16 protein-coding genes are annotated in these 16,521 nt (G+C 57.9%); 9 read left to right on the top strand and 7 right to left on the bottom strand.

Annotated elements, in window-relative coordinates; genetic code table 11:
• Window positions 1-35: 35 nt before the first annotated feature.
• Genes NKH21_RS08430 through NKH21_RS08410 form a run of 5 tightly spaced genes read right to left on the bottom strand, consistent with a single transcriptional unit; the run spans window position 36 to window position 5,069 of the window.
• Complete coding sequence (locus NKH21_RS08430; protein WP_352864131.1) at window positions 36-932, bottom strand: ABC transporter permease; 897 nt, start codon at window positions 930-932, stop codon at window positions 36-38.
• Window positions 929-1,945: an ABC transporter permease gene (locus NKH21_RS08425; protein WP_352864129.1), complete on the bottom strand. Its 1,017-nt coding sequence runs from the start codon at window positions 1,943-1,945 to the stop codon at window positions 929-931. Before NKH21_RS08425 ends, NKH21_RS08430 begins: the two co-directional genes overlap by 4 nt.
• The gene (locus NKH21_RS08420) at window positions 1,945-2,826 is read right to left on the bottom strand and encodes a fumarylacetoacetate hydrolase family protein (protein ID WP_352864126.1); all 882 of its coding nucleotides are present in this window, start codon (window positions 2,824-2,826) and stop codon (window positions 1,945-1,947) included. The genes NKH21_RS08425 and NKH21_RS08420 overlap by 1 nt, the downstream gene beginning before the upstream one ends.
• A 15-nt stretch (window positions 2,827-2,841) precedes the next feature.
• Window positions 2,842-4,491, bottom strand: coding sequence for an ABC transporter substrate-binding protein (locus NKH21_RS08415; RefSeq protein ID WP_352864123.1), 1,650 nt, complete (start codon window positions 4,489-4,491; stop codon window positions 2,842-2,844).
• 53 nt (window positions 4,492-4,544) lie between these two features.
• Complete coding sequence (locus NKH21_RS08410) at window positions 4,545-5,069, bottom strand: cupin domain-containing protein (RefSeq protein WP_352864120.1); 525 nt, start codon at window positions 5,067-5,069, stop codon at window positions 4,545-4,547.
• Between the two features lie 250 nt (window positions 5,070-5,319).
• Here NKH21_RS08410 and NKH21_RS08405 point away from each other — a divergent pair, with 250 nt between their 5' ends.
• The 4 genes from NKH21_RS08405 (at window position 5,320) to NKH21_RS08390 (ending at window position 8,776) form a co-directional block, all read left to right on the top strand.
• Entirely contained in the window at window positions 5,320-6,432 is a 1,113-nt protein-coding gene (locus NKH21_RS08405; RefSeq protein WP_352864117.1) for an aromatic ring-hydroxylating oxygenase subunit alpha, read from the top strand.
• Window positions 6,433-6,447: 15 nt separating this feature from the next.
• Entirely contained in the window at window positions 6,448-6,945 is a 498-nt protein-coding gene (locus NKH21_RS08400; protein WP_352864114.1) for a type II 3-dehydroquinate dehydratase, read from the top strand.
• Between the two features lie 24 nt (window positions 6,946-6,969).
• A complete protein-coding gene (locus NKH21_RS08395; protein ID WP_352864111.1) occupies window positions 6,970-7,743 on the top strand; it encodes an SDR family NAD(P)-dependent oxidoreductase in 774 nt (257 codons plus the stop codon).
• A gap of 91 nt (window positions 7,744-7,834) precedes the next feature.
• Window positions 7,835-8,776 carry a D-2-hydroxyacid dehydrogenase gene (locus tag NKH21_RS08390; RefSeq protein ID WP_352864109.1) on the top strand — a complete coding sequence of 314 codons (942 nt, stop codon included), beginning with the start codon at window positions 7,835-7,837 and terminating at the stop codon, window positions 8,774-8,776.
• Here NKH21_RS08390 and NKH21_RS08385 read toward each other — a convergent pair.
• Window positions 8,773-9,726, bottom strand: a complete 954-nt coding sequence (locus NKH21_RS08385; RefSeq protein WP_352864106.1) for a LysR substrate-binding domain-containing protein — start codon at window positions 9,724-9,726, stop codon at window positions 8,773-8,775. The two genes, NKH21_RS08390 and NKH21_RS08385, sit on opposite strands and share 4 nt — an antisense overlap.
• A 198-nt stretch (window positions 9,727-9,924) precedes the next feature.
• Here NKH21_RS08385 and NKH21_RS08380 point away from each other — a divergent pair, with 198 nt between their 5' ends.
• From NKH21_RS08380 to NKH21_RS08360, 5 genes are all read left to right on the top strand, one after another.
• On the top strand, window positions 9,925-10,779 hold the full coding sequence (locus NKH21_RS08380; protein WP_352864104.1) for an SDR family NAD(P)-dependent oxidoreductase: 855 nt from the start codon (window positions 9,925-9,927) through the stop codon (window positions 10,777-10,779).
• 159 nt (window positions 10,780-10,938) lie between these two features.
• Complete coding sequence (locus tag NKH21_RS08375; protein ID WP_352864101.1) at window positions 10,939-11,295, top strand: hypothetical protein; 357 nt, start codon at window positions 10,939-10,941, stop codon at window positions 11,293-11,295.
• Between the two features lie 124 nt (window positions 11,296-11,419).
• The gene (locus tag NKH21_RS08370) at window positions 11,420-12,298 is read left to right on the top strand and encodes an NAD(P)-dependent oxidoreductase (protein WP_352864098.1); all 879 of its coding nucleotides are present in this window, start codon (window positions 11,420-11,422) and stop codon (window positions 12,296-12,298) included.
• 394 nt (window positions 12,299-12,692) lie between these two features.
• A complete protein-coding gene (locus tag NKH21_RS08365; protein WP_352864095.1) occupies window positions 12,693-14,354 on the top strand; it encodes a phytoene desaturase family protein in 1,662 nt (553 codons plus the stop codon).
• Between the two features lie 24 nt (window positions 14,355-14,378).
• On the top strand, window positions 14,379-15,476 hold the full coding sequence (locus tag NKH21_RS08360; protein ID WP_352864092.1) for an aminomethyl transferase family protein: 1,098 nt from the start codon (window positions 14,379-14,381) through the stop codon (window positions 15,474-15,476).
• Between the two features lie 19 nt (window positions 15,477-15,495).
• Here the strand turns inward: NKH21_RS08360 and NKH21_RS08355 are convergent, their stop codons facing one another.
• Window positions 15,496-16,419: a LysR family transcriptional regulator gene (locus NKH21_RS08355; RefSeq protein ID WP_352864090.1), complete on the bottom strand. Its 924-nt coding sequence runs from the start codon at window positions 16,417-16,419 to the stop codon at window positions 15,496-15,498.
• Window positions 16,420-16,521 lie beyond the last annotated feature (102 nt).

Genomic DNA, 16,521 nt, shown 5'->3' with positions numbered 1-16,521 from the left:
TTGCTCCTTTTTCTGGCCAGCCGGTTGTCACGTGATCAGGCTCGTCGCGCAACAGACGCCACAGCATCCGCGACCAGGTTGAAACCGATTACCAAGGAGGCGATCGCCAAGCAGGGCATGAGGCTGATGTGAGGCCAGACCAGCATGAAGGCCACGCCTTCCTTGACCATCCCGCCCCAATCGGGGTCGGGTGGCGGCAACCCAAGTCCCAGGAAGCCAAGTGAGCCGATCTTGATGATCGTGTAGCCCATCCGTAGGCAAAAATCGACCAACAGGGGTACGATCATGTTTGGCAGCAGCTCGAAAAACATGATGTAGAAACTGCTCTCATTGCGGATGCGAGCCGCATCCACAAACTCCCTATCCTTGAGGTCGAAGACCATGCCCCTGACGATGCGGGCGATCGCTGGTGACGTGCTGACGGTGACGGCGACGATTATGTTCGAGAACGAAGGGCCAATCGCTGTGATCAAAACGACATACAGAACAATGACCGGGAAAGCCAACATGACATCGCACAGCTTCGTGACGATGCGATCGATCAGGTTCGAATAGCCGGAAGCGAGCCCAAGCACTATCCCGAACGCGTATGATGACAGAAGCGACAGCGGAGCAATTGTTAGGACAGAGCGGGCGCCGAATGCGATGCGCGCCCACACGTCACGGCCAAGTTGGTCGGCGCCCAGAAGGTGCAATGCAGATGGTTCTGGCTGGGACAAAGCTGCGATGTCCTGCGCGTTCGGATCATACCCGGTAAGCAGCGGCGCAAGTATTGCGACAAGGCACCAGAAGACCACCGGAACGCAGCCAACGTAGAATAGCGGCGATCGAAGCAAGGGACTGTTCGAGGCGGCTCGAACAAATCGTCCAATGACAACCGGCCGCCTTGTATGACGTGCCGGTGCCAAAAGTGGATGCGTCTGATCGCTCATACTCGCGCCCTCATTTCGGGATTGAGGATCATGTAGCCCAGGTCGCTGGCAATTTGCGTCAGTATGACCACGGCGAGCGAGATCAGCGTGCAGGCTTCGACCAGTGCGATATCGCCAGAGAGCGACGCTTCCAGAAGCACGCGGCCGAAGCCTGGATAACCGAACACCACTTCGGTGACCACAACGCCAGACACCAGCCAGCCGATCTGCAGCAAGATCACTGTGAATGGCGTGACCATGGCGTTCTTGAGCGCATGCACGAAGACCACTCGACCAAAGGGGAGGCCCTTTAAGATTGCGGCTTTGATGTAGGGCGATCGCATGACATTCGTCATCGACGTGCGGACGGTGCGCGCCACGTATCCGAAATCGTAGATGATCAACACGGCCGCCGGCAGGATCAGCTGTGAACTCACCGACCAGCCGGACGTCGTGTCCAGGTTGCTCGCGCCAGGCAGCACCTGATAGGTCACTACAAAAACAAACATCAGGATCACGGCTGATGCATATTCTGGCACCGATGCGGCGACAGATGCCACCAGCGAGAGCGAGCGATCGACTGCCGATCCTTCGTAGGCACCGCACAATATCCCGAACAGCATGCCCAGCAGCGCGATGCCGAGGAACGCGATCGTTGCCAGAAGCGCTGTGTTCTTGAGGGCTGGCAGGACCACATCCACAACCGGCTTTTTGTAGAGTTGCGAGTATCCGAAGTTGCCGAAATAGCGAGCGTTTGCGATCGGAGCGCCGGTCAGCCCCGACGTAACAACGGGATCCTCGCGAAGGCCCGCGACAACGCCAATCCATCGAACGTAGCGAACGAGCACGGGATCGCTGAGTCCGAGCTTTTCGCTCAGCATCTGCCGCGAGCTTTCGCTCGAGTAAGGCCCGAGAATCTTTGCGGCGACGCTGGTCGAGGAATATTCCAGCAGGACGAACACCAGCAATGAGGCAGCCAGCATTGTGGCCAGTGCGCCTGCGAGGCGTGTGGCCAGTCGCGCCGCCGGATTCACTAAGCCACCTCGCGGAGGGAGTCTTGGACTTCCTCGTCGACGACCGTGTTGCGCAGTAAGCCGACCTGCTCGATCTCAACCTCGACGACGTCGCCATGCTCCAGGAATACTGGCGGATTGCGCGACTGGCCAACGCCGCTCGGCGTACCAAGAACGAGAATGTCGCCTGGTTCCAGGGTCATCGCCTGCGAAACTATGGCGACAGCCTCGGCCACCGGGAAGATCATGTCATCGGTATTGGCCGACTGCATCAGCGCACCGTTGACGCGAGTTTGTAGTTTCAATCCTCGCGCTAGCCGCGGCAGCTCCGAGGCCGGTACAAGACCAGGCCCGAAGCCCCCGGTGCCATCGAAGTTCTTGCCGACGGTCCACTGCGTGGTGCGAAGCTGGAAATCGCGAACGCTGCCATCGTTGAAACATGAATAGGCGCAGACAAAGTCCGCGGCCTCTTCCATGGAAATGTGCCGGCCGCGGCGGCCAATCACGGCAACGAGTTCACCTTCATAGTCGAGTTTGTCAGAGGCTCTTGGCCGCGTCAGTGTGCCGCCTGGCGCAGTCAGTGAGGTCGAGGAGCGCAGGAACAGGCTCGGATAGTCCGGTTTCTCGAATCCGCTTTCGGTGGCATGATCGACATAATTGAGCCCGAAGCAAACGATCTTGCCTGGACGGGGCAGCGGAGGCAAAAGCCTCACGGAATCGACCGGGGCCGCCGGGCCCTCATAGGCTTTTGCCATCCGGGCCGCCTCGTCAAGGCGACCCGAGTTTACCAGTTCGAGCATCGTTATTGGCAATCCCTCATTGATCGCTGTCAAAGCCGTCACGCCAGTGTTGGATAAGTAGCCGGCCTTTTCGACGCCATTCTCAAGAAAGCTCACCAGCACAATACTGTTCCTTCCTCAGACGAGGCCCAGCTCTTCGCCAAAAATGTAGCCCGACGGATGCATCTGAAACCCGCCGATATTGGACCTGAGATAGGTATAATTCGCCTTCCATATGGGCTGCACAATGGGTCCGTCCTCCTGCATCAGGAGCTCGATGTCTTTCATAACAGCGCGCCGCTGCTCTATGTCGACGGTGCTTTCAGCCTTGCCGAGCAGTTCATCTAGCTTGGGATTCGAGTAGGACGACTCGTTCCATGGCGTGCCGGTGCGGTAAGCAAGCGCCATCAGCATGATGGCCAGTGGACGGTGCGACCAGCGGGTGACGCCAAAGGGCACCTTGTCCCAAACCTCCCAATACTGCGCGCCAGGCAGAACCTTCAGCTGCACGCGGACGTTAGCTTCCGCCCACTGGGGGACAATGCCTTGGGCCATGTTGAGCAGGTACGCGTAGTCAGCCGGAACGTTGAGTTCCAGATCGAGCCCATTGGCATAACCCGCCTCAGCAAGGAGGCGCTTGGCCTCCGAGACGTCACGCTTCATCGGCGCCAAGGGTGCGTATTCTGGATTCACGGGCGCAACGTGATGGTGTTCCCCAACTTTGCCGCGGCCACGCAGAGACAGCTGCAGGATAGCGTCTGAGTCCGTCGCCAGCCGGAGCGCCTTGCGGACTCGCGGGTCATCGAACGGCTTGGTGTCACACTTGCCTCGAATGACGCCCGTCGTGGAAGTGGCGATCTCGTAGTACTTCAAGTCGGGAAATTTGCCCAATACATCCACTTGGGAGGCATCGGCCTCGTACAAGCCATCGATCTGCTTTGACGAAAGCGCGGCAATGGCCGTGTTTGCGTTGTCGCCGAGGTCGAAGAAGGCGAAAGTCTCAAGCGTCGGCTTCTTGCCCCAATGATTGGCGCGCGCTTTGTATACTATGCGGTCGCGTGGTTGGAACTCGACCACTTCGAAAGCCCCGGTACCATTTGCGCCGACGCCGAAATTGCCGTTGCTTTCAGGATCCATCATAGGCAGCGCCGTGTGGAAAAGATGTTCCGGAACCGCCAGTTGAGGTGTTTTCAGGTTCAGACGTACAGTGAAGTCATCGACCTTTTCGATCGCATTGGCGTCCCACAAGGTGAGTTTCTTCTTGTCGCCGGATTTCTCCTCGTTCAGCATGTAGGACTTGAACAGGCCGATGCTCGAGGAACCGTTGACGTCGTCGAGGGCGAACTTGAGATTCCAGACCACGTCTTCTGCGGTGAACTTCCGGCCGGAGTTGAAGGTGACGTCATCCCGCAGCTTGAGCGTCCAGGTCTTGAGGTCTTCGCTGACGTCCCAATTGGTGACGATGTGCGGGCGGGTGATGTTGTCCGCGCCAGTTCGTGTCAGATGATCAAGCGTTTGACGGATGATGTTGCTTTTCTGGGCGCTGTCGACCTGAAAGGGCTTGGTCACGTCGTCGACGCGCATTCCAAGCTTGACCTCACCACCCGGCTTGAAAGTCGGTTGGGATTCCTGTGCTCGCGCCTCCGGCAGGATATTGTCGGCCATCGCATAGGCGGTGGCTGCCGCCGTACCGAGCAACGTTACGGTTCGCAGGAATTCTCGCCGCGTCGCGCGCCCCTCGGACAATAAAGAGGCCGCCTTGGAAACATACGGATGCTGGTCGCTCATTTTATTCCTCTTATCGTGCGAGTTTTTTTGGTTTCGAGTTCGGCGCCGAGGAATTATTCAAAGAACTGTCCCGGCGCGAATACGGTCGGAGCACGGTAGTTCGCCTTCGGATCGTTTGTCAGTGAACGCCCGTCGACATCGATGAATTCCAGTGGATCGACGTCGTCGCGGGTCTGAGCTCCGACACGCAGCATAACCAGCTGCTCCTCACTGGTGGCTCGGAAGCGATAGAAAGCGCCGCGTGGCAGCATCACACCCCAGTGCTTTTTGGCGATACTTCCAACGCCATCCGCGCCAAAGAACTCCGCTTCCCCTTGCAGTACGACGAAGATGTGATCCTCGTTGGGATGTGCGTGAAGATGGTTCTCGCCGGCCGAGGCATAAGCCTTCAGCACTACCCACATGCGGTCCGTCGCCGCCAGCAGGTTGTCGACGCGACCCTTTGAAGGCAGTTGAGAGCGCATCTGAAACAGTCGCAGGCCATCCTGCTTCGCATCCTGCTCCATCGCGGCGCGCATCTCGTCCGCCTCGATGTTATCGCCTGTTGCCACAATGGCGCGCGACATCTCATGGCTCATCGACCACCTCCCGACTGGTACTGTTCCGGCCGAATGTCCGACAGCGGATGAAGGGCGGACAGTCGACGCAAGGTGGGGCCGCCACGAGCAAGCAGGCAATCATCATTCACGATATGGAGGCATAACAAAAATGGAGGTCGCCTGCTGACGGCTCTGCCTGCACAGTGCACGCAGGTAGCGAGATTTGCCCCGGCGAGTCGGCCAGAGTGCCTTCAAAGAAACCTCATTGCAATCGAAACAGGCCTCCCAGATGGACAGCAATCCTCTCTCGTGTGATCTCGACCAGCGCGACGGTCTGACTTTCAGCCTTGATGCAAAATATTACACCGATCCAGAAATTTTTGAGCTTGAGAAAGAAAAGATCTTCTTTCGCAACTGGCAATTCATTGCCCACGGCAGTGAGATTCCGAACTCAGGTGACTACATCACGCGCAAGATAATTGATCAGGAGATCATTATCGTGCGCGGCCAAGACGATGAGATCCGGGCCTTCTACAACGTTTGCGTCCATCGCGCCCATACCTTGGTGCGTGGGGATGGCAATTGCGGTCGGCTCATGACGTGTGCTTACCACGCCTGGAGCTACAATCTCGATGGCACGTTGCGAAACGCGCCAAACTATAAGCACGTTGAGGGATTTGACCGAGCCAAGGTGCGGCTATCCAATGTCCGCGTCGAAATCTTCTGCGGGTTCATATTCGTCAATCTCGATCGAGAGGCAAAATCGTTGCGGGATCTTACCGGCGATCTCGACAAACAGATCGCAGCTTTTGTCCCTAACCACGGCGATCTGCGTTTCCTGGTGGAAAAGCGCATAGAACATGACTGCGGTTGGAAAGTCTCGGTTGAGAATTTCAACGAATGCTACCACTGCCTTGTGGTCCACAAGGCCTTACGCGAAAAGGTCCTGGAACTGGATACTTACCGCACCGCCACCGAGGGAATCTACATCCGCCATTTCTGCGAGGGCCGCGCGCCAGATGACTCGATGTACCGGTTCGACCCGGCACAAGGCCAAAACATGGGGGCGTTCTTCATCTGGCCCAATGTTGCCATCGTCAGTTATCCCGGCGGCATTGTGAGCACCCGGCACTTCATTCCGATAAACGGCCGGCAAACGATCTACAGCTACCGCTGGTACACTGACGGTCGTGCCAGCGACGATGACATTCTGGACATGGCCCAAAAGCACTACGACACCAATGGCGTCGAGGACGCTGCCGTCGTCCACGAGGTTCAGAAGGGCCTGGAGAGCCGCGGCTACGCACAGGGTCCGCTCATGATCGATCGTGGCCTGACAGAAAGCAGCGAACATGGCGTCAGCCATCTGCAGCGCCTCGTGCTGCGAGCCTTGGCCTCCTAACGAGCGGGAATCAGCATGAGAACCGGAAAGACGGAATGGTCGATCAGCCTCATCCACGCCCGCAAGCGCCGCGCTGCGTGGTGGGGTCCGATCAAGTCGAGCGATGAGTTGCTGGAGATCGTCTGTGAGCATGGTAGGCAGCTCGGTGTGAAAGTGAATCCCTTCACCTCGGAATCCGAGGCTGAGCTCGTCTCGCACATCTACAAGGTGGCGGATGAAACCGACGCCTATCTGGTGAACCCCGCTACATTCACGACCTATGGCCGCAGCTTTCAGATGGCACTGGTCGACACGGGCAAGCCCTATGTCGAATGCCATTTCGCCAACCTCTCAAAGTGGTTCGAGGAGATCTCGCCACGCCACCCGATTGAATCCATCTTCACCCACCAGAGCTCTGGCATGGTGATGGGCCTTCGCCACTACAGTTTCATCGGGGCGCTGGTTTCACTTGTCCTTGCCTTGGACGACGTAAACTTCCTCGGCGCGCGTGCTCGCGCCGCAGAAACGAAGTAGTCACAGAAAAACACCGGAGCATTGATGTTTTCACTTCAAGGAAAGAAGGCTGTCGTCACGGGCGGCAGCCAAGGGCTGGGACGCGAGATCGCGCGCATCTTTGCGCGACAGGGCGCGGATGTCCTCGTCGCCTACCGACGCCTTGCCGACGAGCACGGCGCCGAGGCTGATGAGACATTGCGTCTCATTACAGAGGCCGGCGGCAGGGCAACAATGGTCGACATGGATGTGACGGACCCGGCAGCTGTCGAGGCCCTTGCGAAACAAGCAAGAGAGTTGTTCGGCCATGTCGACATCCTGGTCAACAATGTCGGCGGGTACCCGACCAAGCCAGTCCCACTGATCGAGATGTCTGACCAGGATTGGGATCTCTCCATAAGCCTCAACATGAGGAGCACCTTTCTTTGCTGCCGTGTGTTTGGGCGCATGATGAGCGATCAGGGCTTCGGTCGTATCGTCAACATCACATCGAGCCGGGCTGGCTGTGCCGGTCTCGAGACCAATGCGCATTACGGCGCAGCCAAGGGCGGCGTGGCTATCATGTCAAAGGCGCTGGCCCGTGAACTCGGTCCAAAGGGCATCACGGTGAATGTGGTCTCGCCAGGCCGCATGGACACTCCACTTGGCCGTGTTGGTGCAAAGAAGGGATGGTGGGAGAGTAGTCGTCCCGACATCGTGCTTGGCCGTCTGGGAATGGGTGAGGATGTAGCGCCGGCCGTTTTGTTCTTCGCCTCCGACGAGGCCGGCTGGATCACCGGTCAGACATTGCACGTCAATGGCGGCTCGCTGATGCCCTGAGCTTGCGCGGATTGCAGTGTCGATCGGCAGTTTGCTACGTTAAGCATCTCTGTCGTGGAAGCACGTTGCGCTGGTCGATCTCGGGTGTTGAATGCGAAAAATCGCGGTCTGGCATGAATTCGGGGGAGCCATCGTCGACTACCTTGTGCCGCAACTGCCCGACGATGAGGTTGCCGCCTACCAAAACGAGGAAGCGTTTCGCATCGGTCTGCGAGACGCCGAAATTCTGATCGCTGGTCATTTTAATTTGGACGCGATCAAGGACGCACCGTGGTTGAGATGGCTGCAATGGACCAACTCCGGCATCGATCCGCTTGTTGCCCGACAGGAGTTGTTTGCTGGCCTGACAGTTTCGAATGCAGCTGGAATCCATGCCGCGCTGATGGCCGACTATGTGATGGCTACGATCAGCTACTTCCAATGGGACATTCCGCGACTGCAAAACAACCAGAGGCACCGTCGCTGGGAGCCAAGCTATACCCAAGCGCTCCAGGATCGAACCCTATGTGTCGTCGGTCTCGGGGCAGTGGGTAGCGAGATCGCACGCAGGGGAACGGCCGCCAGAATGAAGGTCGTCGGAGTGAGCCGTTCGAGACGCGCGGTAGCGGGCGAATGGCGCGCGATCGAAGAGTTGGACGATGTTCTTGCCAACGCCGATTTTCTAGTGGTCGTCCTTCCACGAACGGCAGAAACGCTCGGCTTGTTGAACGCGCGCCGGCTTGCGCTCCTTCCGGACCGATCAGTGCTCATCAACATTTCTCGGGGTGGCATCGTTGCCGAAGACCCACTGGTTGAAAGGCTCGTCACCGGAAAGATGCGGGGGGCAGCTGTTGACGTTTTCGACCGCGAACCTCTGCCGCCAGACCACGCTCTTTGGTCTTTGCCGAATGTGTTGCTCACCCCGCATATCTCGGGCAACGATGCCAACTACGCCCGGTTGGTGGCCGATCTCTTTCTAGAGAACTATGCAAACTACCGCCGGGGAGAAAAGATGCGCACTCAGGTCGACGTGCTGGGCCGCCATCCAAGCTAACCCTCGAAATTCGGGGACCAATGCTGTTCCATAGCCTTGGCACTTTTTGCCGCCTCTTCCTTCAACCAAGAGACAACGATCGAGGTAGACCTGCTCTCGATGCGCTCTTCTGGCAACGCCATATAATAGGCACGCGGCGTTCTCACCCCAACCGGGACGGCTTCAGTAAGCGCGCCTGCATCGAGCAACCTTTGCACCAGGCTTCGCAGGGCAAGGCAGATACCGTGGCCCGCGCGCGCGACTTCGATCATTACCGCATAGTTATTGAACTGCGCGCCACTCGGCGGGATGTCGGCATATATGCCCAGGTCGCGAAACCAGGTGCGCCAGTCGAGGCCTCCCGGATCGGTCATATCCAGCCAAAGAAGCGGCAGGGCGAGGAGGTCAGTTGGCGTGTTCAACTGGCCGCGGAAGCGCTCCTTCATTTCTGGAGTACAAACCGGAATTATTTCTTCTCCAAACAGCTGGAAGGCACGCCATCCCCGCCAGTTTCCCGTTCCATAGCGGATTGCGATGTCGCAATTGCCTACATCAGGCGAAACAAACGGATCGTTCATTACCAGCCGTATGTCGATCGTCGGATAGCGGGCACGCAAATCCGATAACAGGGAAGCGAGCCAGAAAATCGAGAACGAGATGCTTGCCGTGATGGTGACACTGGTCGGCTTCACGACGCGTCTCAGATCGGTGCATGCCTCCGCAATATCGACCAAGCTGTCGTTTACCGCTGCGAATAGGCGTGAACCTTCCGGACTTAGCTTTAGACCCGTCGGTGAGCGATGAAAGAGTTTCACTCCGAGGTCGTCTTCAAGAACGCGGATTTGCCTGCTGATCGCGGCCTGGGAAACGTTGAGCTCTGAACCTGCCTTGGTGAAATTCATCTTGCGGGCAGCTGCCTCGAAGGCAATCAGGCTGTGCAGGGGAGGCAGCATCGAGCGTAGGGCTGTCATCAGATTGCTCCAAACGCCAGAAGGAAATAACCCATGGGGTAACGCGGATCTGGAGATCGGGTCAACAAGTAACGGTCGACTGACGCCAACGGTCGCGGCTCGACCAGAATTGTCATGCCCTCATAATCTCAATCCGCGTTGAATGCGCCTCACCGTTGCACGAAACCTAGCCGCAACTGGCGAGATTGAGGCGACACGATGAGAGGTTTAGCAGGTAAGACAGCAGCCGTAATCGGCGCGGGACAAGGTATCGGTCAGGCGGTATGCCTCGAACTATCCCGTTATGGCGTAAAAATCGCGGCGATCGATCTCGAAGAACCGCGTGAGACGCTGGACAGGCTCGCTGAAGCCGGCGCTGAGGCACGGGGTTTTTGCACGGACGTGCGCTCATTGCCGGCAATGCAGAAGACCGCGCAGAGCGTTTCCGGTTGGTCCGGAGCACCAAGCTTTGTGGTCAATAGCGTTAATGTCCGCTCTTTTTCGCCGATACTGGAACTGAGTGCCGCCTATTGGCAGAACACGATCGACGTCATCCTGACCGGGGGTTTCAATACCGCTCGCGCGTTTTGCCCGGCGATGGTCGAGCAAGGTCACGGTGCGGTCGTCTTTTTTACATCGATTACCGCACGTTACTCTTTCCCCAATCTCAGTCACTATCAGGCAGCCAAAATGGGGCTGGAGGGCTTGTCGAGAGCACTTGCATTCGAGCTCGGCACCAGCGGTGTCCGCGTCAATTCCGTCGCTCCCTGGTTAGTCGCGACCCCCAATTTCGAAGATCGAGCAGCCTTTTTCGAATCCGAGGCGCGAAACGGTGCATTGAAGCGGCTCGCTACGCCCGAGGAGGTATCGCGACTAGTGGCGTTCTTGTTGTCGGACGAGGCTTGTACGCTGACGGGCCGCGAACTCGACTGCGACATGGGCTACTCGTTATCGGCGCAAGACTTCGATGGCTGGTTGGAGCGGAGAGGCGGAGGCGTACGACCGGGTGAAGACGGGCGCGCCCTGGAACTTCCCCTTGAGCGTCGGCCCCGCGAAAGTTCCTCCCACTCCTAAGCCTTCCCGGCCCTGCGGGCAGGCCGGTCAATCTCATGGCCTTGGGTGGATATCACCGGTTGCGGCAGCAGATCAGGCCAAACACACCGCCCCGCCGCTAAGACCTGTGCCGGCGGCGGCCAGCGGCAGCTTCTCGCCCGGCCGAAAGTGTTTGGCGCCGTGGCAACCGACAGCGACAGCGCGATCGTCGCGACCGACGAGTTGCCGAAGGCCTACGATGGTCTTGACGATACGATCTTCCGCAATGCCAAGCACTTGCCGACAGCGCCAAAGATGCGGGGCATAAGCCTGGTGCAGCACGAAGCGGGCGATGTCCTCCCATTGCTCTTCAACGGGGAGCAGCGGCGAGCTTGTCCTCGACGGGGATTTCGGATGGATCGTGACGCCGGCAAGGGCGACCGCCCGGTTCGAAAATTGTTGGCCGGCGCAGAAATCTCGATGGTGTCACGGACGCAAGGGCGCCGCTCACAGGGGGCTCGTGGGAGACATGCGCCTATTTCAGTCGATGCCCTCTGAGGATTGTTGGCACCTGCGACAAAGTTCCGGCTCCGTCAAGAGAAGTAGGCGATGCAGGTTTCGTTCACTGCCATCGGCAGGTGTTCGAGTTGGCGCCCGCATCACATCAAGGAGAAAAAGCCCCGTGAAGAAATGCACGACACTGCTCATCAGCGATTATGGCGCTGACGCCGACGCCTGGCATAAGGCCTTCAGCGTCCATGATCCCGAAGCTGACGTAAGGACCTGGGACGGTCAATGGAAGCCAGCGGAGGTCGACGCAATCCTGATAGATACCACGATGACCAGCCGGGGCGGATTCGCCCAATTCAAAAACTTGCGCTGGGTCAGTTACCTTGGCCACGGAGCTGGGGACGTCCTGAGCGATCCGACGCTTCCCGCCGGCGTCATCGTTACTCGACTCCAGGATCAACAGTTGGCCGAGAGCGTCAAGCTGTCGGCGCTTCAGTCGGTACTTTCACATCAGCAGCGCATCGTCGATTATCGGGGCCAGCAGGCGTCACGCGAATGGTCGCGTATCAGGACGAAGCAACCTTCGGACTTTTCAGTTGTTGTGCTGGGTATGGGTTTCATCGGCGCCCAAATTGCCAACATGCTCAAAGACCATGGATTTTCAGTATCGACATGGAGCCGCTCGAAAAAGTCGATTCCGGGGATTGCAAGTTGTACGACTGGAGCCGAGCTTGACGAACTGCTCGGACGGGCAGACTTCGTCTTATCCATCTTGCCAGAAACGCCGTCGACGCGGCATTTGTTCGATGCCTCGAAGTTCAGGCTGTTTGGACCAGACTGCGCCTTCGCGAACTTGGGGCGGGGCAGTGCGGTCAAGGAGGACGATCTCGTTCAGGCAATCGCGACGGGGCAGTTGCATTGCGCCTTTCTCGATGTCTTCGAGACCGAGCCGCTGCCTTCGTTGAGTCCGCTTTGGTCTAACCAAAGAGTTATCATAACGCCGCATGCCGGCGGGGCCTTGGAACAAGTGGTGACAGCCTTGTCCAGGTGACCGCAAATTATGGGCGTTTCCTCAGGAACGAGACCTTGGAAAATACGGTGAGCAACGAACGCGGGTACTGACAGCTTGTTCGTCGCCATGGCCAAGCCACAAGCCATGGTTGTCGATGGCCCGATTCCATAGCTCCTTGCTTGGTCTTTAAGCGTTACCAAGGAAGCGGCTCTTGCGGTTCCAGATGCGCCTCGGCAGAGATGTTGACCGTCGACGCTCAGGCAAAGTTCTCGGCTGTGCAGTTTGCACCGCCGCGAGTTACGCGGGCCGCTGATTATAAACCTGCAATTAACAGGGAGGCAAACCTTTCGCACATTGTCCATATGCATCCGGGGCCCGAATATCGCGTCGCGCAAAAGATTGCGACAGAAGCCTCAAGCGATTGGATCAAACTGTGGCGAAGAATTCCGACGAGTATGACGCGATAATCATGGGCGGCGGTCATAACGGCTTGGTTTGTGGTGCCTATCTGGCGCAAGCGGGGCTGCGCGTCCGAATAGTGGAGAAGCGCGCGATACTTGGCGGAGCCGCGGTCACGGAAGAGTTTCATCCCGGGTTTCGCAACTCTGTATATTCCTATGCGGTAAGCCTGCTCAATCCGAAGGTCATCGCCGAGCTCGCTCTCCATGAACACGGCCTGAAGATTTTGCCATTGGGGGTCAACGGATGGAAGCGCTTCATTCCGCTCGATCCAACCAGTCATTTTGCCATACCGGTTGATCGTGACAAGGCTATCGAATTGTTCGATCGTCACTGCCCGGGAGACGGCAAAGCCTTCATCGAGTTCAATCGCAGGCTTTCGATCGCGGCCGAGGCGTTGCGTTCGATAGTTCTCGATACGCCCCCTAACATCGGGGGCGACCTGAAGTCGATCATCCGGGCAGCTTTCCTCGGCAATAAGCTGCGAAAGCTCGATAGCGATTCCCGCGCGGAGTTGATCAAGCTCATGACCATGAGTGTCGCGGATTACCTCAACGAATTCTTTGGCGGCGAGGCACTCAAGGGTAATCTGGGCTACAGCGCAACCGTCGGCAATATGCAAAGTGTCTGCTCTGGCGGATCGGCCTACGTCCTGCTTCACCATGTTTTTGGTGAAGTAAATGGGGTAAAAGGTCTTTGGGGCCAAGCGATCGGCGGCATGGGCGCGATCACGGCCGCCATGGCCGCCGCAGCCCGCCGCTATGGTGCTGAAATCTCCACAGGCACCGGCGTGCGCGAACTGCTGACCGAGGGCAAGCGAGCTTCCGGCGTCGTACTTGATGACGGCACGATCGTTCGCAGCCCGATCGTTGTCTCCAACCTAAATCCACGTCTGCTATTTACGAAGCTGGTCGACGTCTCGCTCTTGCCTCAGGAGTTCGCTCGACGCATGAGCAACTGGCGTTGTGCGTCCGGCGTCTTTCGCATGAACGTGGCACTGTCCGAACTTCCACAATTCTCGTCGGTAGGGCTGGAAAGTACCAGCAACTATCGTGCCGCGGCCGTGGTCACAGCGCCGTCGCTTGCCTACCTAGACCAGGCTTTCGACGAAGCTAAACGCGGGGGCATCGCCAGCCGTCCGATCATAGAGATGCAGATACCTTCGATACAGGACCGCTCCCTGGCCCCGGACGGTGCCCATGTGGCGAGCCTCTTTTGTCAGTTTTTTGCATATGAGCAGGCCGATGGTCGAACATGGGATGAAATCGAAGAACAAGTCGCTGACCACATTATCGACCATATGACGGAATTTGCTCCCAACTTCAAACGCGCGGTCGTTGCTCGCCAACTGAAGTCACCATTGTCTATCGAGCGCGACCTGGGAATGGTGCATGGCGACATATTTCACGGGCAACTTCACCTAGATCAGATTTTTAGCATGCGACCAGCACCCGGCTATGCGGATTACAGGGCGCCGGTTCGTGGGCTTTATATGTGTGGCTCGGGCACACACCCGGGTGGCGGCGTGACTGGCGCTCCTGGTCGCAACGCGGCGCGCGAAATCCTTCGCGATCTTAAGCCATGGCGCCGGCTAACGGCAGCGCTTTCTGACGGCGCTCGCGCCGACCTTGCTTGAAACCCCATTTTGAAGGAGAGTGGCATGAGCCCCATGAAAACACCTGTCTACAGCGCATTCCTGGACTTGGGGGCGCATATGATAGAGCGGCTCGGATTTTACGTGCCTCAATATTTTTCTGATCCAAAGGCCGAGCATCTTGCCGTTCGCCAGTCCGCGGGGCTGTTCGAAATCTTTGGTCAGTTTTTCGTCGACGTTTCCGGCTCGGGGTCCGAGCGGTTCTTGCAAGAAACGATGGTGGCTGACGTCGGGAAGCTGAAGGATGGCCGTATCGTTTACTGCGGGATCCTCAACGACAAAGGCGGGATGATCGACGACGTGACGTGCTTCCGCGTCGATGCAAGGCGGTACTGGGTCGTTCCTGCCCCATCACGTCGCAACGTCGTGGCGCACTACCTTGCCGACCGTTCGCAACAATACGAGGCATGCGTGGTCAGCCTCGGATACAAATACACGTCGCTCTCCCTGCAAGGACCGCACTCCAGAGACCTTCTTTCAAAGCTCAGCGACCTTGATCTGTCTTCCTCGGCCTTTCCGACTTTCACCTTCAAGGTCGGCAAGATCGCCGAAACGGACGATGTCGTGGTTTCGCGGACAGGTTTCACAGGGGAGCTAGGCTACGAATTGTTCGTACCAAGTGAGTCCGCCGACGGCGTGTACAGGGCACTTGTCGACCGGGGCGCCGTGCCGTGCGGTCTTGGCGCGATGGCATCCTTGCGGCTCGAGAAGAAATACGCGCTCTATGGGCTTGATTTAACCGAAGAGACGACGCCGGTCGAGGCCGGACTGGGATGGACCATTGTCGCGAAGGAAAGCCAATATCCCGGCAAGGCGGTGGTGGAGAAGCAGAAGCTAGAGGGTCCGAGCCGTATGCTTGTCCAACTGGAACTGGAAGGAAATTCGCCTCCGGCGCTCGGTGCGCAGATCTCCGCTGACGGCCGCCCAGTAGGTAAAGTAACGTCTGCCGGGATGGGCCACTTTGTTGGTCGGCCTTTGGCGATGGGATATGTCGAAGCTCCAGTCGCTACCGAAGGTATGTCGGTTGTCGTGGACGGTGGATTTGTTGCCAAGGTGCGCACAACGCCAATTTATGACCCGAAAAGCCAACGCCTCCGCGGATAGGCAGTCGAATTCAAGATCCTTACTGCGCGCCCTGTTTGGGCTGGCGTCCGAAATCCTTCAGAGTATCGATGAAACAGGCGACCTTCTGGTGCCTTCGTGCGCTTTTGTGAAAGTGGACGAAGATGCTGTCATCCGGCGGCATGAAATCGCATAGGACCTCCACGAGCACACCGGCGGCAAGCTGCTCCCTTGCTCTCGACTGGGTTGTGTAGGCCAAGCCCTGGTCGTGCTCTGCCAGAAAGAGCATGAGCGACTGGTCGTTGGTAACGACCGGGGCAGGGGGGCTGATTGTTAGGCGTTCAGCGCCGTTCCGGAACTCCCAATTGTAGGGATCGGCATCGCTCGTCGGCCTGAATCGAATGGCACGGTGATCGGAGAGTTCGTATGGCGAAGTAGGCACACCAAAAGCTTCAAGGTAGCGAGGCGATGCCACGACGCACCAGGACACTGGCCCAAACAGCTTCACGGCCTTCATGTCTAGGTCGACCAACAGTTCTCCTATGCGAATTCCGAGGTCAAATCCGCCTTTCAACAAGTCGACCGCTCCATCACGTACGACAACATCCAGTGAAATGTCCGGATATTTCTGCCGAAAAATGACCAGCGCAGGCTTGGTGAAATCATCAAGACCGATGCTGTGCACGCAGACCCTGAGATTGCCGGAAGGTTGCGCCCTCAGTTCGGACAAACTTTCAAACGCAGAATGGATCTCAACGGTTGCCGACGAAAGCCGGGCCAGAAGTATGGCGCCTGCATCAGTGAGCTTCACCTGGCGGGTGGTTCTGTGAAACAGGTCAATGTCGAGGCGTCGCTCGAGAAGCTTTATGGCCTTGCCTACCGCAGGCGCACTTACTCCCAGACGCTTCGCTGCCTGCCTGAAGTTCAGCGTTTCCGCCACCGCCATGAACTCATACAGGCCTTTGTAAGGGTCAGTTCTTTGCATGTTTCCGCGCAGGCCAGATCGGATCTTCTCCGGAAAGATATAGCCGACAAAATTAGCCGAAACCCAACTTGTTTGCGTGACCTGAACTGTTTCGCGGTTGGC

This window comes from Mesorhizobium sp. M1329 (assembly GCF_040318035.1).
GTDB lineage: Bacteria > Pseudomonadota > Alphaproteobacteria > Rhizobiales > Rhizobiaceae > Mesorhizobium.
This window is presented reverse-complemented; position numbering and strand designations above follow the sequence as displayed.

What these genes read in the sequence shown, in the direction of transcription:
- NKH21_RS08395 (WP_352864111.1), top strand. Translation starts at nt 6,970, where the DNA reads ATGTTTTCACTTCAAGGAAAGAAGGCTGTCGTCACGGGCGGCAGCCAA.
- NKH21_RS08380 (WP_352864104.1), top strand. Translation starts at nt 9,925, where the DNA reads ATGAGAGGTTTAGCAGGTAAGACAGCAGCCGTAATCGGCGCGGGACAA.
- NKH21_RS08385 (WP_352864106.1), bottom strand. Translation starts at nt 9,726, where the DNA reads ATGACAGCCCTACGCTCGATGCTGCCTCCCCTGCACAGCCTGATTGCC.
- NKH21_RS08410 (WP_352864120.1), bottom strand. Translation starts at nt 5,069, where the DNA reads ATGAGCCATGAGATGTCGCGCGCCATTGTGGCAACAGGCGATAACATC.
- NKH21_RS08400 (WP_352864114.1), top strand. Translation starts at nt 6,448, where the DNA reads ATGAGAACCGGAAAGACGGAATGGTCGATCAGCCTCATCCACGCCCGC.
- NKH21_RS08390 (WP_352864109.1), top strand. Translation starts at nt 7,835, where the DNA reads ATGCGAAAAATCGCGGTCTGGCATGAATTCGGGGGAGCCATCGTCGAC.
- NKH21_RS08355 (WP_352864090.1), bottom strand. Translation starts at nt 16,419, where the DNA reads ATGCAAAGAACTGACCCTTACAAAGGCCTGTATGAGTTCATGGCGGTG.
- NKH21_RS08405 (WP_352864117.1), top strand. Translation starts at nt 5,320, where the DNA reads ATGGACAGCAATCCTCTCTCGTGTGATCTCGACCAGCGCGACGGTCTG.
- NKH21_RS08415 (WP_352864123.1), bottom strand. Translation starts at nt 4,491, where the DNA reads ATGAGCGACCAGCATCCGTATGTTTCCAAGGCGGCCTCTTTATTGTCC.
- NKH21_RS08430 (WP_352864131.1), bottom strand. Translation starts at nt 932, where the DNA reads ATGAGCGATCAGACGCATCCACTTTTGGCACCGGCACGTCATACAAGG.
- NKH21_RS08360 (WP_352864092.1), top strand. Translation starts at nt 14,379, where the DNA reads ATGAGCCCCATGAAAACACCTGTCTACAGCGCATTCCTGGACTTGGGG.